Consider the following 21097-nt stretch of genomic DNA (forward strand, 5'->3'; position numbering starts at 1 on the left):
ATGACGCGTTATTTCACCCAGGACCACGAATGGATCGACGTTTCCGGCACCAGCGGTGTCGTGGGCATTACCGAATATGCGCAGAGCCAGCTGGGCGACATCACCTATGTCGACCTGCCCTCTGCCGGCGCCACCGTGAAGAAGGGCGATGCCCCTTGCGTGGTCGATAGCGTGAAGGCCGCCTCGGACGTCTACTCCCCCGTTTCCGGCACGATCACCGCCGCCAACGATGCGCTGGGCGATGCTCCGGAACTGGTCAACACCGACGCCGAAGAAGGCGGTTGGCTGTTCCGGATCGACCTCAGCGATCCAGCCGAGCTCGATGGTCTGATGGATAAGGCGGCTTACGACGCCTACGTCGCGGGGCTCTGATCCGATGCGTTACCTGCCCCTCACTCCTGACGACCGGACCGCCATGCTGGGCGTGATCGGCGCGGCCACGGTCGATGACCTGTTCGTCGATGTGCCCGCCACCGCGCGCCTGCCCGGACCCGTGCCCGGCCTGCCGCTGCACGCCAGCGAAATGGCGGTTGAGCGCCACTTTGCCAGCCTGGCCCGCAAGAACAAGGCGGCTTCCGATCATCCGTTCTTCCTGGGGGCGGGGGCCTACAAGCACCATGTCCCCGCCAGCGTCGATCACCTGATCCAGCGCGGCGAGTTCCTGACCGCCTACACGCCCTACCAGCCGGAAATCGCGCAGGGCACGCTGCAGGTGCTGTTCGAGTTCCAGACCCAGGTTGCGCGCCTGTTCGGCTGCGATGTGGCCAATGCCTCGATGTACGATGGCTCGACCGCGTGCTGGGAAGCAATCGGCATGGCCGGCCGCATCACCCGCCGCAAGAAGGCGGTGCTGAGCAGCGGGCTGCATCCGCACTATGTCAGCGTGGCGAAGACCATGGCGCGGTTTACCGGCGATCAGCTCGATACCGCCACCCCCAGCCTTGGCGGGACCGACATGGACCGGCTGATCGGCGCGATCGATGCCGAGACCAGCTGCGTGGTGGTGCAGTATCCCGATGTGCTCGGCCGGATCGAGGATCTGTCGGCGCTTTCGGCCGCCTGCCAGGCTGCCGGGGCACTGCTGATCGCGGTGGTGACCGAGCCGGTGGCGCTGGGGGCGATCAAGGCTCCGGGCGAGATGGGCGCGGATATCGTGGTGGGCGAGGGGCAGTCGCTCGGCGTTGGCCTGCAGTTCGGCGGGCCTTACATCGGGCTGTTCGCGACCCGCGACAAGTATGTCCGGCAGATGCCGGGGCGGCTCTGCGGCGAGACGGTCGATGCCAATGGCAAGCGCGGCTATGTGCTGACGCTATCGACCCGCGAGCAGCATATCCGGCGCGAGAAGGCGACGAGCAATATCTGCACTAATTCAGGGCTTTGCGCGCTGGCTTTCAGTATTCACATGACCCTGCTGGGTGAGCGCGGCCTGCGCGATCTGGCGGCGCTCAACCACGCCAAGGCGGTGCTGGCGGCGCAGCGGCTGGCCAAGCTGCCCGGCGTCTGCCTCGCCAATGAAAGCTTCTTCAACGAGTTCACCCTGGTCCTGCCAAAGCCCGCCCGCGCCGTGGTGCACGAACTGGCGGCCAAGGGCGTGCTGGGCGGCGTATCGCTTGGCCGGCTCTATCCGAGGGTGACCGAACTGGAACACGGACTGGTGATCGCGGTCACTGAAGTGGTGTCCGAAGGTGACATCGATGCCCTTGAAGCGGCACTGAAGGAGGTGCTGGCATGAACGCCCCCAACGCAGCCGGCTGGCGGCCCGAACTGGGCGAGACGCACCTCGCCGGAGACGAGACCTTTACCGGCAACCGCGCGCTGATGCTGGAAGAGCGCCTGATCTTCGAGATCGGCGATGCGACCACCACCGGAGTCGATCTGGACGTGGCCCCCGCCGCGCCCTCGATGCTCGGCAGCCTTGCGCGCACCGCGCCGATCGGCTTGCCGGGCCTGTCGGAGCCGGAGACGGTGCGGCACTATACCCGCCTGTCTCGCCAGAACTATGCGATCGACCTGGGCCTGTTCCCGCTGGGTTCGTGCACGATGAAGCACAACCCGCGCCTCAATGAGGCGGTGGCGCGGATGAAGGGCTTCAAGGACGTTCACCCGCTCCAGCCGCGCGAGACGGTGCAGGGCGCGCTGGCGGTGATCGACGAACTGGCCCACTGGCTGGTGACGCTGACCGGCATGGACAGCGTGGCCATGTCGCCCAAGGCCGGTGCCCACGGCGAGCTGTGCGGGATCCTCGCGATCAAGGCTGCGCTCGAAGCGCGCGGGGAAGACCGCAAAGTCATCCTGGTGCCCGAAAGCGCCCACGGCACCAACCCGGCGACCGCGGCCTTTGCGGGTTTCACCGTGGAGAACATCCCGGCGAACGATGCGGGCCGGGTCGATCTGGCCGCGCTGCAGGCCCGGCTGGGGCCGGACGTGGCCGGGGTGATGATCACCAATCCCAACACCTGCGGCCTGTTCGAACCCGATCTCAAGGCGATTTCCGACGCGGTCCATGCCGCCGGCGGCTATGTCTATTGCGACGGGGCGAACTTCAACGCGATCGTCGGCAAGGTGCGCCCGGGTGACCTTGGCGTCGATGCCATGCACATCAACCTGCACAAGACCTTTTCCACGCCGCACGGCGGGGGCGGACCGGGTTCGGGGCCGGTGGTGCTCTCCGCCGCGCTCTCGCCCTTCGCGCCGCTGCCTTACGTCAAGCGCGAGGCCGATGGTTCGCTGCGGCTGGTCGAGGAAGAAACCGCGGGCGAAGACCAGCCTGACAGCTTTGGCCGGATGGTCGCCTTCCACGGCCAGATGGGCATGTTCACCCGCGCCCTGGCCTATATCCTCAGCCACGGGGCCGATGGCCTGAAGCAGGTTGCCGAGGATGCAGTGCTCAACGCCAATTACGTGCTGCGCAGCCTTGAAGGCGTGCTCGATGCGCCCTTCGGCCACTCCGGCCCGTGCATGCACGAGGCGCTGTTTACCGACGATGGCTTTGCCGAGGGCTTCTCGACGCTCGATGTCGCCAAGGGGCTGATCGACGAAGGGTTCCACCCGATGACGGTCTATTTCCCGCTGGTGGTCCACGGCGCGATGCTGGTCGAGCCGACCGAGACGGAAAGCAAGGCCGCGCTCGATCAGTTCATCGGCGCGCTGCGCTCGGTGGCGCTGCGGGCCAAGCAGGGCGATCCGGCGCTGAAGAGCACGCCGCACTTCGCCCCGCGCCGCCGACTGGACGAAACGCTGGCCGCGCGTAAACCGGTGCTGGCCTGGAAGGGCGACAAGGCGGAAGGATAAGAGCGATGTGGCAGGCGATGTTCTCGTTCACCAATGCGGTGGTGATCATCGCCTGGCTCATCCTGGCCTTCGCGCCGCGCAAGCCGCTGGCGACAACCTCGGTGCTCTACCTCGGCGTCGGCCTCTTGTGCCTGTGCTATGCGGGCATGTTCGTCACCCTGCTCAGCGGCGCGGTCGATCCGGGGCAGGTGCCGGGCAGCCAGCCCTATGTCGCCTCGGACTATTCGATCGAGGGACTGCGGCGGCTGTTCATGTCGGATGCCGGGCTGGTGATCGGCTGGACCCATTACCTGGCGTTCGATCTGTTCGTGGGGCTGTGGATCGCGCGCGATGCCGATGCCAAGGGCTTTGGCCGCGTGTTCCAGCTGCCCTTCCTGTTCGCCAGCTTCATGGCCGGGCCGATTGGCCTGCTGGCCTGGCTGATCGCGCGCGAGCGTCGGGCGCGCGAACTGCACCCGGCGGAAAACCGGCTTAAGCTCTAGGCGTTTCGCTTACGCTGATCAGGAAGTAGGCGGCGCCTTGCTGCTCGGCGCTTCGTAGTTTTCCGGCGTCAGGTCGATCCGCTCGATCCGCGGCGTCGCTTCGCGGCGGCGCAGGCGGGTGCCGGTATTGCCGCTTTCGAAGCGGGCGGTCAGCGTATAGCGCTCGATCATGTAGAAGCCGGGCGCACTGCCTTCGTCCTTCTTGAGCGGGGCATAGACCCGCTTCTGGATGTTAGCGACAACCGGCTTCAGCCAGCTGGTATCGCCATCGGTGCGCAGCACGTCGATTTCGGTGATGCGGCCATCGGCCCCGATCCAGAACCCGATGTCGGCCCACTGGTTGCGGGCCTGGAGCGCGGTCAGGCGGTTGAGCGTGTTGAGATTGGGCTCGGTTTCCGGGCGACCGGTAGTCAGGTCATCGCGCACCAGCGGCTCGGCATAGAGCAGCACCGGCTTGCTCGCGCCGCCCTGTTCGGCAAAGCGCTTGATCAGCGCGGCCGTGCTGGCATCGCTGCCACCCTTGCGATCGGCCTTGGCCTTGATCACTTCGGCCGCCAGCGCGAAGTCGCTGCTTTCGGGGAGGGGCTGGGTGATCAGCACGTCCAGCCGCTTGTTCAGCTCGTCGAGATTGCGCTTGTTGGGGGCCATATCGAACCGGCCGCGCCATTGCAGCGCCTGGCGCAGCCGGGCAAAGCTGGCGACGCGCGGCTGATTGGCGGCCAGGGCGCGCTGCTCGACCTGCTGGTAGATCCGCTCCGCTTCGTCCGGGAAGCCCAGCTTGGCCCGGCTGTCACCCACTTCGATCTGGGCGACCAGGGTGCGGAAATCGTTCTCGCCAAAGCCCTTCTTCAGCGTGTCGCGCATGTCGAGCACGGAGAGCTGGAAATCCTTGGCCTCGCCCATCTGTTCGGCGATCCGACCGTTGGCGCGGAGCAGATCGGACACGGGGACCGGGAAGGCTTCGCCGTGGCGCTTGTTGCGGCCGATCGAGGATTTCAGCGTGGCCCGGCTGTTCTTGTAATCGCCCGCCACGAACAGGTTTTCGGCATGGGCAAGGGTGGCCTTGATATCCTCGTCCGGCGGGCACTTGCGTTCCAGGCAGGCCTTGAGATCGGCTTCGGTCTGCTTCAGCGACTTGCCGGTGACGACGATTTCCTGCGCCTGCGCCGGACCCGCAAGGGCAAGGGCGGCAGCCAGGGCAAGGCTGGGCATCATGGCGCGGCGCATCGACAAGCTCCTGAATCAAGACTTTTCGACGCGCCCCTAGCAGGCTCGGTGGCGCCAGTCTTGGCTGATCGACCAAGCGTCAACCGGGGCAGGCGAAAGGCAGCCTAGCGGTTGATCGCCTTGTCGCCGGCCTCGCCGACCGATTCGATATCGCGGCCAAGCCCTTTCACGGTGTTGCAGGCGGCGGTGGTGACAGCCAGCGAGGCCAGCACCAGCGTGGTAATCAGACGGTTCTTCATCGCATCGATCTCCGGTCCAAAGTGCCCCGGTTGGCAGCTTTTGTCCGGTCAGCTTAATCCCAGCCGAACGGCGATGCCGTGGCTTGACGGCGCGCGACGAAACGACCAGCGGGGCGCGATGAACTGGGACTGGCTTTACACCGATTGGGCGCCCTGGGCCGAGGCGGCGACGATTGCCCTGCTGCTCGCGATTGTGGCCTGGTGGGCTGACCGGCGCCGGATGCGCCGCAGCGATCCCGATGCCGTGGGGTTGCTACCCTGGCGCGACCTGGCGTTCTGGGGCCTGTTCGGCGCCCTGCTGCTGACACTGGTCGCGATCCGCTACGCGCTGCGTGGCGGATAGGGCGTGGCGGATAGCACCAGCGGCGTCGATCAGAGGCAGGCTTCCAGATAGGCCTGATCGAAGCCGAACTGGCGGGCCTTTTCCAGCGTATAGGGGCGCAGGCCCGACGGGCGGAATTCGCCGATGATCTTCCCGTCCTCGCTCTCGTCGAGGTATTCGAACTTGAACAGTTCCTGGGTGACGATCACGTCGCCTTCCATCCCGATCACCTCGGTGATGTTGGTGGTGCGGCGCGAACCGTCGCGCAGGCGCTTCACCTGAACGATGATGTCGACCGATTCGGCGATCTGGCGCGAAATGGCTTCCTTGGGGATCTTGATGTCGCCCATCAGGATCATGTTTTCCATACGGCCCAGGCATTCGCGCGGGCTGTTGGCGTGGAGTGTACACATCGAGCCATCGTGACCGGTGTTCATCGCGGCGAGCAGGTCGAAACACTCCGCACCGCGAATTTCGCCCAGGATGATCCGGTCCGGACGCATACGCAGGGCGTTCTTCACAAGGTCACCGATTGTGATCGCGCCCTGGCCCTCGAGGTTCGGCGGGCGGGTTTCCAGCGGCAGCCAGTGCGGCTGCTGCAGCCGGAGTTCGGCCGCGTCTTCGATGGTCAGCACGCGCTCGCCCGGGTCGATCATCTTCGACAGGGCGTTGAGCATTGTCGTCTTACCCGAACCGGTACCGCCCGAGATCACGATGTTCATGCGGCAGGCGCCCGCGATCTTCAGCGCGGTGCACATCTTGTCGCTCATCGAACCGAAATCGCGCAGCATATCGAGCGTGATCGGCTTTTCGGAGAACTTACGAATCGAGATCGCGGTTCCGCGCAGCGACAGCGGCGGGACGATCACGTTGACGCGGCTGCCGTCCTTGAGGCGGGCGTCGGCCAGCGGCGTGGTCTGGTCGACGCGGCGGCCAACCTGGTTCACGATGCGCTGGGCGATCTGGAACAGGTGCTGTTCGTCGCGGAAGCGGATCGGGGCGAGCTGCAGCTTGCCCTTCTTTTCGATGTAGGTCTGGTCCGGACCATTGACCATGATGTCGGACACGTCCGGATCGTTGAGCAGTTCCTCGAGCGGACCGAAGCCCAGCAGCTCGTCGATCAGCACCTTTTCCAGCGCGAACTGTTCACGCCGGTTGAGCGTGACCTTCAGCTCGGCCAGCACTTCCATGATGATCGGGCGGAACTCTTCGGAGAGCTCGTCCTTGGTCAGGGTGGCAGCCGCTTCGGGATCGACGCGTTCGAGCAGGCGCGGCAGCACCTGTTCCTTGATCTTGTGAACCGAAGCTTCGAAACCTTCGGCATTGTACTGATTCTCGACCGAACCGTTCATGCGGTCAGCCAGGCGGGTCATCGCATCGGACTTGAGCGCCGGTTCGGAGATGGATTCTTCGCCCGGCAGCGGCGGGAACTGGTCACCACCCATGCCACCGGGAGCATTGGGTTTCTTCGGGGCTTCGATTCCGCCCTTCATCGGGCGCGCCACGCCGAATTGCGGCCGGGCCCCGGGGGCCATGCCTCCAACTCCATTGCGTCGGCCGAATGCGCTCATACCGTGTTCCCAACTTCCCTGTGCCGACCTTGGTAAGCGCGTGGCTACCTCGCGGCTAATCGGGATGGTGAATAGGAACGAAACTTTGATTATTTCCTAATGCCGGGTGATCGAATGCACGATCTGGCCGATCCGGTGCGCGTTTTTTCCCCGATTGGCGCGGCACACGATCGTGAACCCCGGCTTGCGGTTTATCGTTAGCCATATCTTAAGGCCGCCTTGGCATCACGCGGGGGTTAGACAAGAGGAAGTCCGGCCCCATGCACGCAGCTGACGCCGCCAAACGGCTCTATTCTTCGTCCGCGCGGGCGCTGGCGGGCGTGCCACCGCTCGAACGGTTCCTGGCCGAAGCCGAAGCGGCGGATGCCTATGGGTGGCGGCGGTGGCTGGCCTCGTTGCTGGCGATCCACCAGCCGCAGCGGATGATCCGGCTCGATTGCCCCTGGTGGCATGTGGCGGCGACGCGCGAAGTGGTCCGGTTCCTCGCCGCGCGGCCGGGCGCGCGGGTGTTCGAATTTGGCTCTGGCGCCAGCACGGCCTGGCTGGCCCGCCGGGCCGGTGAGGTGATCAGCGTGGAGCATCATGCCGACTGGCACCGCCTGCTGGCGCCGCTGGTGGCCGGGTTCGCCAATGTCGCCCTGTGGCATCGCCCGCTTGAGGGCGAGGGCTATCCGGGAGCCATTGCCGAGGCAGGCGAGCAATTTGACCTGATCGTGGTCGATGGTCGCCGCCGGATCGACTGCTTGACGCAAGCCCTGCCGCACCTGAAGCCGGGCGGGATTGTGCTGTTCGATGATTCGGGCCGGTCACGCTACCGGGCGGGCATTGCGGGCTGCGGCCTGCGTGAACGGCATTTCTTCGGCCGCTCCTATTGCGTGCCCTATCCCGATCACAGCAGCATCCTCCATGGCTGAAGCTCCGGGCCTGCCAGCGCGTGACGGTTGGCTGGTGCGCTGGGGCGGGGCGGCTATCGTCGCGCTGAGCATCGGATTTATCGGCCAACGATTGTGGACGCTCGATCCGGTGCAGCTGGCGGGGCAGGCGTCGTGGCCGCTGGCCGGAGCGATGCTGGCGGCAACAGCCTTGTTTGGCGGGGCAAACCGGCTGCTGGCGCAGGGCTGGCAGGCGCTGGCCGATCCGGAGGGGCGGCTATGTCCGCGCACGGCGGGCCGGATCTATGGTCGCGGGGTTCTGCTCAAGTACCTGCCAGGGAGCGTGTTCCAGTATGTCAGTCGCCAGGTCGACGCGAGCGGTGCCGGACTGACCCAGGGCGAGGCGGCCAAGGCCAGCCTGGCCGAGATCGGTCTGCATCTAGCTTCCAGCATGACCGTTGCGGCGGGCTGCTTTGTGGCCGCGCAGATCGGCGCGGTTCCAGCCTTGGCCGGGGTGGCCGCAGCCGGCTTCGTGGCCTTGCTCTTGCGCTTGCCGATGGGCCGGGCCTTTGCCTGCCAGCTTGGTGCCTTCGCCTGCTTTGCCGGGGCCGCCATGCTGGTTGCAGCGGCGATCCTGCCGGGAGGGCTGGCGCTGAGCCAGTTTGCCGCGCTGTTCCTGCTGGCCTGGCTGGCCGGGTTCGTTGTGCCAGTCGCACCGGGCGGGCTGGGCGTGCGCGAAGCGGCCCTCTTGGCGCTCGCGGCCGGGAGCGTGCCGACTGCGCCTTTGCTGGCGGCAGTGTTGGCGCTGCGGATCGCCTCGATCCTGGGTGACCTGGGTTATGGCCTGGGCGCGCTGGCGCTGGCCCGGCGAGGCTGAGCGGTCAGAACCCGACGAACCAGGGCTGCGGCGGCGGGGCAAAGTCCGGCTGGCGCAGGTTGTTACCCCAGACCAGCCGTGCCGCCGCCGCGCGATTGCCCGCGATCAGATGGCTGCCCCGCGCCAGTTCGACCACCGCGCCGGGCCCATGGCGTACCCCGTCGATCACCAGCGGTGCGCCGCTGACGGTGTAAGGGCCCGGCGCAGGCAGTTCGATCCGCAGCGGCTCGGCCCCGGCTGGCACATCGCGGCCTGCCAGCCAGAACGGCCCCCAGAAGTTGACATAGCCGCCCCGCAGCGCGGCGATATCCTCAGGCCGGTAGACCTGCGGATCGTCGGCCTTGCCGCGCAGCGCGCTGGTGAAGATCGCGTCGTTTTCCAGCACCAGCGGCACGGGCGTGCGGGCCATGGTCTCGGCCAGGCCCGACACTTCGCGCCGCTGATAGAGCTCGACCCCCCAATTGGTCATGAAGGTGTTTTCCTTGGCCAGTCGGGGCAGCATGCCCATCTTGTCGAAATAGCCGATCGGCCGGGGAAACAGCTGGTCTGCCGCCGCCGCGATGGTGCGCTGGGCGGGCAGGGTCGATGGTGGTTCGAACAGCCAGACGACGACCGGGGTGATCGCCAGCAGCATGGCAAGGTTCCGCGCACCATATCGCGCCAGCGCCACCGGCAGGACGATCGCGGCGCAGACCATGACCGGGGCCAGCATGAAGGTGAAGAAATAGGCGGCGGTGTTCTGGTAATAGAACAGCGCAGCGAGTGGCCCCAGCAACCCCAGCAGCGCAATCTTCTCGGCCGGGGTGGCCCGGTGCCGCAGCAGCCACACCGGCACGGCCAGGATCAGCAGGAACTGCAGCGGTGCCGTGGCTATGCCCTTGCGGATCATCGGCCATTGGTTGGCCGGGAACAGGGCGAACATGTGATCGAAGGCAGTGCGCAGCACGGTTCCGGCCGCACCTTCGCGGGTGCGGGCGAGGTCGTGCGCATGATAGAGATAGATCGCGGCAAACCAGGCAAGGCTGGCCAGGGCGACCGCGCCGAGTCGCAGCGTGGCGGCGCGGCTGCGCCCGGCTTCGCTCCAGCGCAGCCAGGCGATCCCGGCAAAGGCCGGGGCATAGAGCACGGTCTTGATCGTGACCATGCCGGCAAGGCCCGTCACCAGGCCGATTCCCGCAATGGCCAGCGGCGTCAGCCGGCAGACGGTCAGCGCCCACAGGCTGGTCATCAGCAGGGCCGTGGCCAGCGGGTCGATCCGGAAGCTGTAGCCGTGCTGGAACACGAACCCGGTTGAAAGATAGGCCAGCGCGGCAAACAGCGCCGCCTCGCGCCCGGCAAAGCGCCGGGCGAGCCCGGCCACTGCGGTGGCGGCGACCAGCAGGCAACCGAACATGAACAGCCGGCCGGCCATAAGCGCGGCGATCTCGTTGCCGGGCAGCGCCAGCAACCAGCCGAACAGGCGGGTGTGAACGGTTTGCAGCGGGCGCGACAGGCGCTGCTGGTCCAGCTCGTGGACCTGGCTCAGGAACCAGTATTCGTCCCAGTTGATTGACCGCTGGAACAGCGTGGCCAGGGTGAACAGCGCGACGGCGATCAATGCCGCCCAGGGCCAGAACGCCGCATCCCGCGCCGGGACGCGCCAACCGGCAGAGGTCATCGCTTCAGGATCCGCAGCGGCCTTGCCGGCGAAGCGGCGGGGCTATCGCCGGGCAGATCGTCGCGCGGCGCAGCGGCCCGCTCGTCTTCCAGCCGCCGCAGCGCGAACAGCGCCTCTTCCAGCAGCTTGCGGTTGGTGCCGATCTGGTCAGCCAGCACGCCCAGCAGGCCGGTCACCACGCCGAGCACCAGCAGCGAGCCACCCAGGACCAGCGACTGGACATGGCCATCGCCATCGCCCGTGGCCCAGAAATAGAGGAACCGCAGGATCGGCAGCAGCCCGATCACTGCCAGCGTTGTCCCGATCAGCGCAAAGGTGCGCAGCGGATTATACGTCGCATAGGCCCGCGCCATGGTCATCAACTGGCGGGTAATGAACTGCGGGATCGAGGTGAACAGCCGCGATGGACGCACTGCTGCATGGGTGCGGATCGGCACGCTGACGATCTTCAGCCGCTTGCGCCCGGCCTGGATCAGCATGTCGGTGGTATAGGAAAACTCGGTGGTGATCGTGATCCGCTGCGCTGCCGCGCGGCTGATCGCGCGAAACCCGCTGACCGCGTCGGTCACGTCGGTGCGCGACAGGCGGCGCACGACCGAACTGCCAGCGTGCTGCAGCAGGCGCTTGAACGGCCCGAAGTGGGCATTGTTGGCAACGCCGCGATCGCCGATCACGATATCGGCCTGATGGGCGATGACCGGTGCGACCAGCCGGGCGATGTCGGCCCCTTCGTACTGGCCGTCGGCATCGGTGTTGACGATGATATCGGCCCCGGCCGCTAGGGCGGCATCGAGGCCGCTCTGGAAAGCGGCGGCGAGGCCCCGGTTGCGGCGATGGCGGACGATGTGGTGGGCGCCGAACCGTCGGGCGACCTCGGCGGTGCCATCGTGGCTGCCATCGTCGATCACCAGCACTTCGATCTGGTCGATCCCGTCGATCCGCCGGGGCAGGGCAACCAGCGTTTCGGGCAGGGTCTCGGCCTCGTTGAAGCAGGGAATCTGGATGATCAGCTTGGTCATGGGCCCCCACCGGTCCGCGCTTTCGCTTAGCGGTCGGTGATCTGCTGTTAACGATAAACCGTAAACGGCGGGTAAAGTTGGGCCTGCTCTGGCCACGTAGCCACCGGAGCGATAGGAGGCGGGGCGAGGGAAGGGGACGTCAGCCTTGCGCAGCAACGAAACCACGGGTCTGCTTTATGCCCTGGCCGGCTTTGCCGTGCTGTCATGCGGTGATGCCGTGATCAAGACCATGGCCGGGCAATGGTCGCCGGTAGGGATCGCCGCGCTGCGCTTCGGCATTGCCGCGATTGCTCTGGGCAGCCTGCTGTTCTGGCGCGAGGGGACGGCGGGCTTCCGTCTCGCCAAACCGGGGGCGCAGTTTGGGCGGGGGGCATCGCTGGCGGTTTCCTCCACGATCTTCTTCACTTCTTTGTTCGTCCTGCCGCTGGCGACGGCGACGGCGATCGGGTTCACCAGCCCGATGTTCACCGCGATCCTGGCGGCCTTGCTGCTGGGCGAACCGATGCGCCGGGCTACCTGGATCGCTTCGCTGCTGGCCTTTGCCGGGGTGCTGGTGGTGCTTCGGCCGAACCTGGCCGAAGCCGGGTGGTGGGCGGTGCTGCCGATCGGTTCGGCTTTCATGTTCGCCCTGCTGATCATCGGCAACCGCAAGGTCGCGGGCACGGCTTCGCCTCTGGCCATGCAGTTCTGGGTGGCGGTCTTCGCCGCGCCGATCCTGATTGTGGCCGCGCCGCTGTTTGCCGCCACCGGGGTGGAACGCTTTGCCCTGGGCTGGCCGGACTGGAGCGTGCTGGCGCGCTGCGCCTTCGTGGCCCTGACCGCGACCTGCGCGCACTGGCTGGTTTACCTTGGCACCACCCGTGCGGGGGCGGCCAGCGTGGCGCCGATGATGTATGTCCAGCTGCTGGTCGCCAGCGTGATCGGCTGGGCCTGGTTCGGCGATCATCCCGATGCGCTGACCCTGCTGGGCGCCGGGATCATCGTTGCGGCCGGGCTGTACCTGTGGCGTGCGGGCCAGGTGCGCGAACCCGCCGAAAGCGAATGACGATCGGTCAATGACCCTTGGCCTGCGGGCCGGGACGGCTAAAAGGCTGCTCCATGAAGAAGCTGCTGCTCCCGCTCCTGTTGACCCTGGCCACTCCGCTCGGCGGTCAGACCCGCGCCGCCCAGCTGCCCGAGTGGCTGGCCGGCACCTGGATGATGGAGGACGGCGCGAGCTGGGCTGACGAGATGTGGACCGATCCGCGCGGCGGGCTGATGCTGGGCGTGGCCCGGATCGGCTTCGGCCCCCAGTTGCAGAGCTGGGAAGTGACCCAGATCCGCCGCAAGCCCGATGGCTCGATCAGCTTCTTTGCCCAGCCCAATGGCAAGCCCGCCAGCGAGTTTCCGATGGTGCTGGTCAGCGAGGAAGCGATCGAATTCGCCAATCCGGCCCACGATTACCCGCAGCGCATCCGCTATTGGCGGCAGGGCAAGCTGCTGATGGCGGAAACCAGCAAGATCGACGGCAGCCAGGTTATGCGCTGGAACTATCGCCCCGTCGTGCCGCCACAGGATTGACCCGGCGGTTAGAGCTGCTCGCTAAGCCCGGCGCGCAATGCGGCAAGGCCCGCCTCGTCGCGGCGATAGAAGGTCCACTGCTTGATCCGCTTGGGCACCAGTAGCCCGGCATCGACCAGCACTTTCAGGTGGCGGGCAGTGGTCGGCTGGGCGAGGCCCAGCTTTTCCTCGATCCGCAGGGCGCAGACCCCGTCCGCCACCAGATCGCCATCGACCTGCGGCGCGAAGTGCGCACGCGGATCGCGCAGCCATTCCAGCACCTGGCGGCGTTGGGGATTGGCAATCGCCTTCAACTGGCGATCGAGCAGGGGCGAGTGTGCTTGCATCTAAAGATTTGAATATTGCATTTTTGCGATCTATGCAAGCGGTGATTTGTGCCCGGAGTATCGATTCGATGACTGTTTCCCGCCGTTTTGCCCAGGTTGACGTGTTCACCGCTATCCCGCTGATGGGCAATCCCGTGGCCGTGGTGCTGGACGGCGAAGGGCTGAGCGATGCCCAGATGCAGGCCATGGCCGCCTGGACGAACCTGTCGGAAACCACCTTTGTCCTGCCGCCGACGCAGGCCGGGGCCGATTACCGGGTGCGGATCTTCACGCCCAAGACCGAGCTGCCCTTTGCCGGGCATCCCACGCTGGGCACGGCCCATGCGGTGATCGAGGCAGGGCTGGCGACCCCGCGCGCTGGCCGCCTGGTGCAGGAATGCAAGGTCGGGCTGGTCGATCTGACGGTAGGTGCCGATCGCCTCTCGTTCCGCTTGCCGCGCTATGCCCTGACCGAGCTGACCGATCCGGAGGCGACCGCCTGGATCAATGCGCCGGTGAAGGGTGCGGCCCAGGCAGTCGATGTGGGGCCGGTCTGGCTGGTGGCCGAAGTGGACGGGATCGATGCGCTGGAGAACCTGGCCCACGACGAGGCCCGGCTGGCCGCCTTCTATGTGCCCAAGGGCATGACCGGTGCGACGCTTTATGCTGCCGAGGGCGAGCGGGTGGTGGTGCGCAGCTTTGCCCCCGGCGACGGCATTCCGGAAGATCCGGTTTGCGGCAGCGGCAATGGCGCGGCGGCAGCATTCCGGTTGGCGGCGGGGCAGGTGGGCGATGGCGATTCGTACCGCGCCAGCCAGGGCCGCCAGGTCGGCCGCGATGGCTGGATCGACGTGCGGTTCGAGGGTGTCGATATCCACATCGGTGGCCAGTGCGTGACCGTGATCAACGGCACGGCGCAGATTTGACATGGCAATCGAGACCCGACTGACCCGCGAATGGGGGCTCGATCTGCCGATCATGCTCGCGCCGATGGCGCTCGCCGGCGGGGGAGAACTCGCCGCCGCCTGTGCCGAGGCAGGCGCCTTCGGGCTGGTCGGCGGCGGTTATGGCGAGCTCGACTGGACCCGGCGCGAATGGGGCCTGGCCACCCAGCGGCTGGCCAATACGGCTGCGGCGCAGCGGGTCGGCTGCGGCTTCATCACCTGGAAGCTTGATCAGGATGCCTCTGCGCTCGATTGGGTGCTGGACCAGCCGCTGGCGCCCAAGGCGGTGTTCCTCTCGTTCGGCGATCCGCGCCCCTATGCCGCGCGGATCGCGGCCAGCGGCGCCCGGCTGGTCTGCCAGGTCCAGCGGCTTGACCAGGTCCCGCAGGCGGTCGAGGCTGGAGCCGCGCTGATCGTGGCCCAGGGCGGTGCGGCAGGCGGACATGGCGCTGCCGCTGCCACCGCGCGATCGACCATGGTCTTCGTGCCCGAGGTGGCGGACTGGCTGGCGGTCAACGCGCCGCAGGTGCTGCTGCTGGGCGCCGGGGGCATCGCGGATGGGCGCGGCCTTGCCGCCTTGCTGATGCTGGGGGCGGACGGGGCGCTGATCGGCTCGCGGCTCTGGGCCAGTGCCGAGGCGCTACCGGCCGCTGCCGCCAAGGCCCAGGCAGTCGCCGCCGATGGCGATGCCACGGCCCGCAGCCCGATCTTCGACGTGCTGCGCCGCAAGGACTGGCCCGCCGAGTACGATTTCCGCGCCCTGCGCAACGCGCTCCACCGCGAATGGGAAGGGCGCGAGGCCGAACTGCGCGCCGATCCCGCCGCCGCCCGCGCCGCCTTCGATGCGGCAGTGGCGGCCGGGGACTTTGCCGGAGCCAATGTCACCGTGGGCGAGGCGGTCGGCCTGATCCGCGACGTGCCGGGTGCGAGCGAAGTGCTGCGCCGGATCTGCGTTGAGGCGGACGAGCGGCTGGCCTCGGCAGCGGCGTTTCGCCACGCCTGAACGAGAAAGGGCGACCCGTGGGGCCGCCCTTTCGCTTGTTCGGTCAGGCCGCGAAGGCTTCAGCCTTCGACGTGTTCCGCCAGCACGGTCAGGCCATTGGCACCGACTTCGGCGAAGCCGCCCTGGACCTGGATCGCTTCCGGGGCGGCGCCTTCGGTCTTGTAGACCAGGATGGCGCCGTCGCGGACGGTCGACATGAAGGGCGCGTGGCCTTCAAGCACGCCGAACTCGCCTTCCTCGCCGGGGACGACCACCATGTGGACGTCTTCCGAACGAACGAGCCGGGCCGGCGTGACGAGTTCGAAGTGCAGGGCCATGAGCTTAGGCGTCCTCGGCCAGCTTCTTGGCCTTTTCGACCGCTTCGTCGATCCCGCCGACCATGTAGAAGGCGGCTTCGGGCAGGTGGTCGTACTCGCCGTCCACCACGGCCTTGAACGAACGCACGGTGTCTTCGACCTGGACGAACTTGCCCGGGATGTTGGTGAAGACTTCGGCGACGTGGAACGGCTGCGACAGGAAGCGCTGGATCTTGCGGGCGCGGGCAACAGTCAGCTTATCTTCTTCCGACAGTTCGTCCATGCCGAGGATCGCGATGATGTCCTGCAGCGACTTGTACTTCTGCAGCGTTTCCTGAACGCGGCGGGCCACGTCGTAGTGCTCCTGGCCGACAACGGCCGGGGTCAGCACGCGGCTGGTCGAGTCGAGCGGGTCAACGGCCGGGTAGATGCCCAGTTCCGAGATCGCGCGCGACAGGGTGGTCGTGGCGTCAAGGTGAGCGAACGAGGTGGCCGGCGCGGGGTCGGTAAGGTCGTCCGCGGGCACGTAGATCGCCTGGACCGAGGTGATCGAACCCTTGGTGGTCGAGGTGATGCGCTCCTGCAGGGCGCCCATGTCGGTCGCCAGGGTCGGCTGATAGCCCACCGCCGAAGGAATACGGCCGAGCAGCGCCGACACTTCCGAACCCGCCTGGGTGAAGCGGAAGATGTTGTCGACGAAGAACAGCACGTCCTGGCCTTCCTGGTCGCGGAAGTATTCGGCCATGGTCAGGCCCGAGAGCGCGACGCGGGCGCGGGCGCCCGGGGGCTCGTTCATCTGGCCGAACACGAGCGCCACCTTCGAACCTTCCGGCGTGGCATTGCCATCGGCGTCCTTGGCGATAACGCCGGCGTCGAGGAATTCGTGGTAGAGGTCGTTACCTTCGCGGGTGCGTTCACCGACGCCCGCGAAGACCGACACGCCGCCGTGTCCCTTGGCGATGTTGTTGATCAGTTCCTGGATCAGCACGGTCTTGCCGACGCCCGCGCCGCCGAACAGGCCGATCTTGCCGCCCTTGGCGTAAGGCGCGAGGAGGTCGATCACCTTGATGCCGGTCACGAGAATCGCGGCTTCGGTCGACTGCTCGACGAATTCCGGAGCCTTGGCGTGGATCGGGGCGCGCATGTCGGTGTTGACCGGGCCGCGCTCGTCGATGGGATCGCCGACGACGTTGAGAATGCGACCCAGGGTCTGCGGGCCGACCGGCACCGAGATCTGCGCGCCGGTGGCGGTGACGGGCTGGCCGCGGGTCAGGCCGTCGGTCGAGTCCATCGCGATGGTGCGGACAGTGTTCTCACCCAGGTGCTGGGCAACTTCGAGCACCAGGCGGGTGCCGTTGTTGTCGGTTTCCAGCGCCGAGAGGATCGCCGGCAGCTCGCCGTCGAAGGTCACGTCGACGACGGCGCCGATAACCTGGCTGATCTTGCCGCCAGCGGTGTTGGCGGCGGCCGGAGCGGCCTTCTTGCGGGTCTTGGGAGCGGCGGTGGCCATGGTCTTTTCCTTGCCTCTGCTAACTTACAGCGCTTCCGCGCCAGCAATGATTTCAATCAGTTCGGTGGTGATCGCGGCCTGGCGGCTGCGGTTGTACTGGATGGTCAGCTTCTGGATCAGCTCGCCCGCGTTGCGCGTCGCGTTGTCCATCGCGGTCATCGAGGCGCCCTGTTCAGAAGCCTGGTTTTCCAGCAATGCGCCGAACAGCTGGGTCTTGAGGTAACGCGGCAGCAGCGCGGCCAGGATCGCTTCCTCTTCCGGTTCGTATTCCACCACGGCGCCGCTGTCGTTGGCGGCGGCGGCAGTGGGGGCGGGCACCGGAATGATCTGCTGTTCGGTCGGGTCCTGCTGGAGCGCCGACTTGAACTTGGCATAGAACAGGTGGGCGACGTCAAACTTGCCTTCGTCGTAGAGTGCGACCAGCTCGGCAGCGATCTTCTCGGCTTCGGCAAAGCCCGGTTCGCGCACTTCGGTGGTGTCGAACATGGCCAGCACGGCCTTGGGATAGTTCCGGCGGATCACCGCGCGGCCCTTGCGGCCGACGAGGTAGAACAGCACGGTCTTGCCCTCGGCCTCAAGCGCGCGGGCCTTGACCAGCGCCGCCTTGACAATGTTCGAGTTGAACGCGCCGCACAGGCCCTTGTCGCTGTTGGCGACAACCAGCAGATGGACCTGGTCCTTGCCAGTGCCGGCGAGAAGCTTCGGCGAGTGTTCGCTGACCGAGATCTTGCTGGCGAGCGAGCCCATCACCGTGGCGAGGCGCGCGGCATAGGGACGCGCGGCTTCGGCCGCGGTCTGCGCCTTGCGCAGCTTCGCGGCCGCGACCATCTGCTTGGCCTTGGTGATCTTCTGGGTCGACTTGACCGAGTTGATCCGACCTTTGAGTTCCTTAAGCGAGGCCATGAAGCCTTACCCTTTCAATCGGATCAGGCGAACTGCTTCGCGAAAGCGTCGAGCGCGGCCTTGGTCTTGTCCGCCACTTCGCCTTCGAACTTCTGGCTGGTGCGGATTTCGGCCAGCACGTCGGCGTGCTTGTCGCGCATGAAGCTGAGCATTTCGGCTTCATAGCGGGTCACGTCCGAGGTGGGGATGTTGTCGAGGTAGCCGTTGGTGCCGGCATAGATCGACACGGTCTGCTCTTCAAAGGGCAGCGGGCTGAACTGCGGCTGCTTGAGCAGCTCGGTCAGGCGCGCACCGCGGTTGAGCAGCTTCTGGGTCGAAGCGTCGAGGTCCGAACCGAACTGGGCGAAGGCCGCCATTTCGCGGTATTGCGCCAGCTCCAGCTTGATCGAGCCGGCCACCTTCTTCATCGCCTTGGTCTGGGCGGCGCCGCCGACGCGGCTGACCGACAGACCGACGTTGATCGCCGGACGAACGCCCTGGTAGAACAGGCCGGTTTCGAGGAAGATCTGGCCGTCGGTGATCGAGATCACGTTGGTCGGAATGTATGCCGACACGTCGCCCGCCTGGGTTTCGATGATCGGCAGCGCGGTCAGCGAACCACCGCCGAGGCTGTCGTTCATCTTGGCCGCACGCTCGAGCAGGCGGCTGTGGAGATAGAACACGTCGCCCGGATAGGCTTCGCGCCCCGGCGGGCGGCGCAGCAGCAGCGACATCTGGCGATAGGCGACGGCCTGCTTCGAAAGGTCGTCATACACGATCACGGCGTGCATGCCGTTGTCACGGAAGTATTCGCCCATGGTCGCGCCGGTGTAGGGCGCCAGATACTGCAGCGGGGCCGGTTCCGAAGCGGTCGCGGCGACGACGATCGAGTATTCCATCGCGCCGTTTTCTTCGAGCTGGCGCACGATCTGCGCCACGGTCGAACGCTTCTGACCGACGGCGACGTAGATGCAGTAAAGCTTCTTCGATTCGTCGGTGCCGGCGTTGACGCCCTTTTGGTTGATGAAGGTGTCGATCGCGACGGCGGTCTTGCCGGTCTGGCGGTCACCAATGATCAGTTCGCGCTGGCCGCGGCCGACGGGAACCAGGGCGTCGATCGCCTTGAGGCCGGTCTGAACCGGTTCGTTCACCGACTGGCGCGGGATGATGCCGGGAGCCTTGACTTCCACGCGCTGGCGGCTGGCGGCCGCGATCGGGCCCTTGCCGTCGATCGGGTTGCCCAGCGCATCGACGACGCGGCCGAGCAGGCCCTTGCCGACGGGGACGTCCACGATGGTTTCGGTGCGCTTGACGGTGTCGCCTTCCTTGATCTCGGCGTCCGAGCCGAAGATCACGACGCCGACGTTGTCGGCTTCGAGGTTCAGGGCCATGCCCTTCACGCCGTTGGCGAATTCGACCATTTCACCGGCCTGGACCTTGTCGAGGCCGTGGATGCGGGCGATGCCGTCACCGACGGACAGCACGGTGCCGACTTCCGAGACCTGGGCCTTGGTGCCGAAGCTGGCGATCTGGTCCTTGATGACCTTCGAGATTTCTGCGGCGCGGATATCCATGGTTCAGCCTTTCATCGCTTGCGCGAGCGTGTTCAAACGGGTGCGGATCGAACTGTCGATCTGGGTGGAGCCGATCCGGACCACCAGACCCCCGAGTACTTCGGGGTCGACATTCGCCTTGATCTTCACGTCCTTGCCCTCGCGTGCCTTGAGCTTGGCGGCGAGTTCCTTGACCTGGGCATCGGTCAGCGGGTGAGCACTGGTCACCTCGGCCGTCACTTCGCCGCGGGCGGCGGCAGCGATGGTGGCAAAGGCGCGGACGATTTCGGGCAGCTTGGCCAGGCGGCGGTTGGCCGCCAGCACGCCGACGAAATTCTGCGTCAGGGGCGAAAGGCCGAGCAGCTTGCCGACTTCGCCCATCGCGGCAGCGGCAGCATCGCGGCCGATCTGCGGATTGCGAATCAGCGCGGCCAGATCGGCATTGCCGAGGATCGCCTGGCCCAGCTTGTCGAGATCGCCCTCGACCGCCGTGACCGCCTTGGATTCGCTGGCCAGATCATAAAGCGCAGAGGCGTATCGCCCCTGCAAGCTGGCCGTAATGCCGCCGGAATTCTCCACGCGCTCAAGTTCCTTGCATCGGGTGCATTGATGGGGCGGACAGGACACGAAAAACGAGCCACCGCCCCTCAGACGGGGGCGCGCATAGCGGCGATTGTGCTGCGATGCAAGGTGGGGCTAGGTTCTAATCGGGCACCAGACCGGGAGAGGCATAAAAGGATGGGCGAAACGATCACGATCACCATGTCGGACGGGCATCAGATGCCGGTCTATCATGCCATGCCCAGCGGTGAGCGCCGGGGCGGGCTGGTGCTGGTCCAGGAAATCTTCGGGGTGACCGACCACATCCGCGAACTGTGCGACGAATATGCCGAAGACGGCTATGAAGTGCTCAGCCCCGGCCTGTTCGACCGCGAGCAGCCGGGCTGCGCGCTGGGCTATACCGGCAGCGATTGGGAACGCGCGATCCAGATTGCCCGAACCGAGCATGACTGGGACCAGGGCCTGAAGGATACGCAGGTCTGCATCGACTGGCTGGCCGCGAAGGGCCATCCGGTGTTCATTGTCGGCTATTGCTTCGGCGGCTCGGTCGCCTGGCGGATGGCGCAGATCAGCCCGAACCTTGACGGCGCCTCATGCTATTATGGTGGCTATATCGCCACGCGCTTTGCCGACGAGGCGCCGCAATGCGCCGCGATCTGTCACTTCGGCCGCTATGACAACCTGGTCGACTTCGCCCCGGTCGAAAAGCTGATCGAGAAGCAGCACCCCACCGCGCAGGTCTTCGTCTACGAGGCCGGGCATGGCTTCAATTCGGACCGGCGCAAGGACTGGCACCCGGAAAGCGCGGACCTGGCCAAAGAGCGGACCCTGATGCTGTTCCGGGCGCTGGGCGGCTGACACCGGGTTTTGACCGCAAGGCGCGGGACGCGAATCCGTCAGGGCCGTTCTAGGTCGGGCTCCGCAAC

At 66.5% G+C, this 21097-nt stretch carries 23 protein-coding genes; 12 read left to right on the forward strand and 11 right to left on the reverse strand.

What is annotated here, in order from left to right; genetic code table 11:
* The 4 genes from gcvH to O9281_RS02430 are packed head-to-tail and all read left to right on the forward strand — an operon-like array spanning nt 1 to nt 3773.
* Nucleotides 1-372, forward strand: coding sequence for a glycine cleavage system protein GcvH (gene gcvH / locus O9281_RS02415; RefSeq protein ID WP_298182352.1), 372 nt, complete (start codon nt 1-3; stop codon nt 370-372).
* Nucleotides 373-376: 4 nt separating this feature from the next.
* On the forward strand, nt 377-1732 hold the full coding sequence (gcvPA, locus tag O9281_RS02420) for an aminomethyl-transferring glycine dehydrogenase subunit GcvPA (RefSeq protein ID WP_298182354.1): 1356 nt from the start codon (nt 377-379) through the stop codon (nt 1730-1732).
* The gene (gcvPB, locus tag O9281_RS02425) at nt 1729-3291 is read left to right on the forward strand and encodes an aminomethyl-transferring glycine dehydrogenase subunit GcvPB (protein WP_298182356.1); all 1563 of its coding nucleotides are present in this window, start codon (nt 1729-1731) and stop codon (nt 3289-3291) included. Before gcvPA ends, gcvPB begins: the two co-directional genes overlap by 4 nt.
* Nucleotides 3292-3296: 5 nt before the next feature.
* Nucleotides 3297-3773, forward strand: coding sequence for an ABA4-like family protein (locus O9281_RS02430; protein ID WP_298182358.1), 477 nt, complete (start codon nt 3297-3299; stop codon nt 3771-3773).
* 18 nt (nt 3774-3791) lie between these two features.
* On the opposite strand, the gene O9281_RS02435 is transcribed toward O9281_RS02430, so the two are convergent.
* The gene (locus O9281_RS02435) at nt 3792-5000 is read right to left on the reverse strand and encodes a hypothetical protein (protein ID WP_298182360.1); all 1209 of its coding nucleotides are present in this window, start codon (nt 4998-5000) and stop codon (nt 3792-3794) included.
* Between the two features lie 104 nt (nt 5001-5104).
* The gene (locus O9281_RS02440; protein ID WP_298182362.1) at nt 5105-5239 is read right to left on the reverse strand and encodes an entericidin A/B family lipoprotein; all 135 of its coding nucleotides are present in this window, start codon (nt 5237-5239) and stop codon (nt 5105-5107) included.
* 118 nt (nt 5240-5357) lie between these two features.
* Here O9281_RS02440 and O9281_RS02445 point away from each other — a divergent pair, with 118 nt between their 5' ends.
* Nucleotides 5358-5582, forward strand: coding sequence for a hypothetical protein (locus tag O9281_RS02445; protein WP_298182364.1), 225 nt, complete (start codon nt 5358-5360; stop codon nt 5580-5582).
* 29 nt (nt 5583-5611) lie between these two features.
* Here O9281_RS02445 and O9281_RS02450 read toward each other — a convergent pair whose 3' ends face one another.
* Nucleotides 5612-7132: a CpaF family protein gene (locus O9281_RS02450; protein ID WP_298182366.1), complete on the reverse strand. Its 1521-nt coding sequence runs from the start codon at nt 7130-7132 to the stop codon at nt 5612-5614.
* A gap of 260 nt (nt 7133-7392) precedes the next feature.
* Here O9281_RS02450 and O9281_RS02455 point away from each other — a divergent pair, with 260 nt between their 5' ends.
* A complete protein-coding gene (locus O9281_RS02455; protein ID WP_298182368.1) occupies nt 7393-8046 on the forward strand; it encodes a class I SAM-dependent methyltransferase in 654 nt (217 codons plus the stop codon).
* Nucleotides 8039-8881: a hypothetical protein gene (locus O9281_RS02460; protein ID WP_298182370.1), complete on the forward strand. Its 843-nt coding sequence runs from the start codon at nt 8039-8041 to the stop codon at nt 8879-8881. The genes O9281_RS02455 and O9281_RS02460 overlap by 8 nt, the downstream gene beginning before the upstream one ends.
* Nucleotides 8882-8885: 4 nt before the next feature.
* On the opposite strand, the gene O9281_RS02465 is transcribed toward O9281_RS02460, so the two are convergent.
* Entirely contained in the window at nt 8886-10538 is a 1653-nt protein-coding gene (locus tag O9281_RS02465) for a hypothetical protein (protein ID WP_298182372.1), read from the reverse strand.
* Nucleotides 10535-11557 (reverse strand): glycosyltransferase family 2 protein, encoded by a 1023-nt coding sequence (locus O9281_RS02470; protein ID WP_298182374.1) that lies wholly within the window; start codon nt 11555-11557, stop codon nt 10535-10537. The genes O9281_RS02465 and O9281_RS02470 overlap by 4 nt, the downstream gene beginning before the upstream one ends.
* A gap of 145 nt (nt 11558-11702) precedes the next feature.
* On the opposite strand from O9281_RS02470, the gene O9281_RS02475 reads away from it, so the two are divergent.
* Both O9281_RS02475 and O9281_RS02480 read left to right on the forward strand, forming a co-directional pair.
* Nucleotides 11703-12602 carry a DMT family transporter gene (locus O9281_RS02475; protein ID WP_298182376.1) on the forward strand — a complete coding sequence of 300 codons (900 nt, stop codon included), beginning with the start codon at nt 11703-11705 and terminating at the stop codon, nt 12600-12602.
* Nucleotides 12603-12655: 53 nt separating this feature from the next.
* Entirely contained in the window at nt 12656-13117 is a 462-nt protein-coding gene (locus tag O9281_RS02480; RefSeq protein ID WP_298182378.1) for a DUF6265 family protein, read from the forward strand.
* An 8-nt stretch (nt 13118-13125) separates the two neighbouring features.
* On the opposite strand, the gene O9281_RS02485 is transcribed toward O9281_RS02480, so the two are convergent.
* The gene (locus O9281_RS02485) at nt 13126-13443 is read right to left on the reverse strand and encodes a helix-turn-helix domain-containing protein (protein WP_298182380.1); all 318 of its coding nucleotides are present in this window, start codon (nt 13441-13443) and stop codon (nt 13126-13128) included.
* Between the two features lie 68 nt (nt 13444-13511).
* On the opposite strand from O9281_RS02485, the gene O9281_RS02490 reads away from it, so the two are divergent.
* The gene (locus O9281_RS02490) at nt 13512-14348 is read left to right on the forward strand and encodes a PhzF family phenazine biosynthesis protein (RefSeq protein ID WP_298182382.1); all 837 of its coding nucleotides are present in this window, start codon (nt 13512-13514) and stop codon (nt 14346-14348) included.
* Between the two features lies 1 nt (nt 14349).
* Nucleotides 14350-15369, forward strand: coding sequence for a nitronate monooxygenase (locus O9281_RS02495; protein WP_298182384.1), 1020 nt, complete (start codon nt 14350-14352; stop codon nt 15367-15369).
* 59 nt (nt 15370-15428) lie between these two features.
* On the opposite strand, the gene O9281_RS02500 is transcribed toward O9281_RS02495, so the two are convergent.
* From O9281_RS02500 to O9281_RS02520, 5 genes are read right to left on the reverse strand one after another with little or no spacing between them, the layout of a single operon-like run.
* A complete protein-coding gene (locus tag O9281_RS02500) occupies nt 15429-15686 on the reverse strand; it encodes an ATP synthase F1 subunit epsilon (RefSeq protein WP_298182386.1) in 258 nt (85 codons plus the stop codon).
* Nucleotides 15687-15690: 4 nt separating this feature from the next.
* Nucleotides 15691-17175 (reverse strand): F0F1 ATP synthase subunit beta, encoded by a 1485-nt coding sequence (gene atpD / locus O9281_RS02505; RefSeq protein ID WP_298182388.1) that lies wholly within the window; start codon nt 17173-17175, stop codon nt 15691-15693.
* A 24-nt stretch (nt 17176-17199) separates the two neighbouring features.
* Nucleotides 17200-18078, reverse strand: coding sequence for a F0F1 ATP synthase subunit gamma (locus O9281_RS02510; RefSeq protein WP_298182390.1), 879 nt, complete (start codon nt 18076-18078; stop codon nt 17200-17202).
* 23 nt (nt 18079-18101) lie between these two features.
* The gene (gene atpA, locus O9281_RS02515) at nt 18102-19631 is read right to left on the reverse strand and encodes a F0F1 ATP synthase subunit alpha (protein WP_298182391.1); all 1530 of its coding nucleotides are present in this window, start codon (nt 19629-19631) and stop codon (nt 18102-18104) included.
* Nucleotides 19632-19634: 3 nt separating this feature from the next.
* Nucleotides 19635-20189: a F0F1 ATP synthase subunit delta gene (locus O9281_RS02520; protein ID WP_298182393.1), complete on the reverse strand. Its 555-nt coding sequence runs from the start codon at nt 20187-20189 to the stop codon at nt 19635-19637.
* 159 nt (nt 20190-20348) lie between these two features.
* Here O9281_RS02520 and O9281_RS02525 point away from each other — a divergent pair, with 159 nt between their 5' ends.
* The gene (locus O9281_RS02525; RefSeq protein WP_298182395.1) at nt 20349-21029 is read left to right on the forward strand and encodes a dienelactone hydrolase family protein; all 681 of its coding nucleotides are present in this window, start codon (nt 20349-20351) and stop codon (nt 21027-21029) included.
* Nucleotides 21030-21097 lie beyond the last annotated feature (68 nt).

This window comes from Novosphingobium sp. (assembly GCF_027531025.1).
In the GTDB taxonomy this organism is placed as follows: domain Bacteria; phylum Pseudomonadota; class Alphaproteobacteria; order Sphingomonadales; family Sphingomonadaceae; genus Novosphingobium.

Excerpts from the sequence above, each read along its gene's own strand:
- O9281_RS02460 (WP_298182370.1), top strand. The coding sequence starts at position 8,039 with ATGGCTGAAGCTCCGGGCCTGCCAGCGCGTGACGGTTGGCTGGTGCGC.
- O9281_RS02455 (WP_298182368.1), top strand. The coding sequence starts at position 7,393 with ATGCACGCAGCTGACGCCGCCAAACGGCTCTATTCTTCGTCCGCGCGG.
- O9281_RS02525 (WP_298182395.1), top strand. The coding sequence starts at position 20,349 with ATGGGCGAAACGATCACGATCACCATGTCGGACGGGCATCAGATGCCG.
- O9281_RS02465 (WP_298182372.1), bottom strand. The coding sequence starts at position 10,538 with ATGACCTCTGCCGGTTGGCGCGTCCCGGCGCGGGATGCGGCGTTCTGG.
- O9281_RS02510 (WP_298182390.1), bottom strand. The coding sequence starts at position 18,078 with ATGGCCTCGCTTAAGGAACTCAAAGGTCGGATCAACTCGGTCAAGTCG.
- gcvPA (WP_298182354.1), top strand. The coding sequence starts at position 377 with ATGCGTTACCTGCCCCTCACTCCTGACGACCGGACCGCCATGCTGGGC.
- O9281_RS02430 (WP_298182358.1), top strand. The coding sequence starts at position 3,297 with ATGTGGCAGGCGATGTTCTCGTTCACCAATGCGGTGGTGATCATCGCC.
- O9281_RS02445 (WP_298182364.1), top strand. The coding sequence starts at position 5,358 with ATGAACTGGGACTGGCTTTACACCGATTGGGCGCCCTGGGCCGAGGCG.
- gcvH (WP_298182352.1), top strand. The coding sequence starts at position 1 with ATGACGCGTTATTTCACCCAGGACCACGAATGGATCGACGTTTCCGGC.
- atpA (WP_298182391.1), bottom strand. The coding sequence starts at position 19,631 with ATGGATATCCGCGCCGCAGAAATCTCGAAGGTCATCAAGGACCAGATC.
- O9281_RS02495 (WP_298182384.1), top strand. The coding sequence starts at position 14,350 with ATGGCAATCGAGACCCGACTGACCCGCGAATGGGGGCTCGATCTGCCG.
- O9281_RS02470 (WP_298182374.1), bottom strand. The coding sequence starts at position 11,557 with ATGACCAAGCTGATCATCCAGATTCCCTGCTTCAACGAGGCCGAGACC.
- O9281_RS02490 (WP_298182382.1), top strand. The coding sequence starts at position 13,512 with ATGACTGTTTCCCGCCGTTTTGCCCAGGTTGACGTGTTCACCGCTATC.
- O9281_RS02485 (WP_298182380.1), bottom strand. The coding sequence starts at position 13,443 with ATGCAAGCACACTCGCCCCTGCTCGATCGCCAGTTGAAGGCGATTGCC.
- O9281_RS02480 (WP_298182378.1), top strand. The coding sequence starts at position 12,656 with ATGAAGAAGCTGCTGCTCCCGCTCCTGTTGACCCTGGCCACTCCGCTC.
- O9281_RS02440 (WP_298182362.1), bottom strand. The coding sequence starts at position 5,239 with ATGAAGAACCGTCTGATTACCACGCTGGTGCTGGCCTCGCTGGCTGTC.
- O9281_RS02450 (WP_298182366.1), bottom strand. The coding sequence starts at position 7,132 with ATGAGCGCATTCGGCCGACGCAATGGAGTTGGAGGCATGGCCCCCGGG.
- atpD (WP_298182388.1), bottom strand. The coding sequence starts at position 17,175 with ATGGCCACCGCCGCTCCCAAGACCCGCAAGAAGGCCGCTCCGGCCGCC.
- gcvPB (WP_298182356.1), top strand. The coding sequence starts at position 1,729 with ATGAACGCCCCCAACGCAGCCGGCTGGCGGCCCGAACTGGGCGAGACG.
- O9281_RS02435 (WP_298182360.1), bottom strand. The coding sequence starts at position 5,000 with ATGCGCCGCGCCATGATGCCCAGCCTTGCCCTGGCTGCCGCCCTTGCC.
- O9281_RS02500 (WP_298182386.1), bottom strand. The coding sequence starts at position 15,686 with ATGGCCCTGCACTTCGAACTCGTCACGCCGGCCCGGCTCGTTCGTTCG.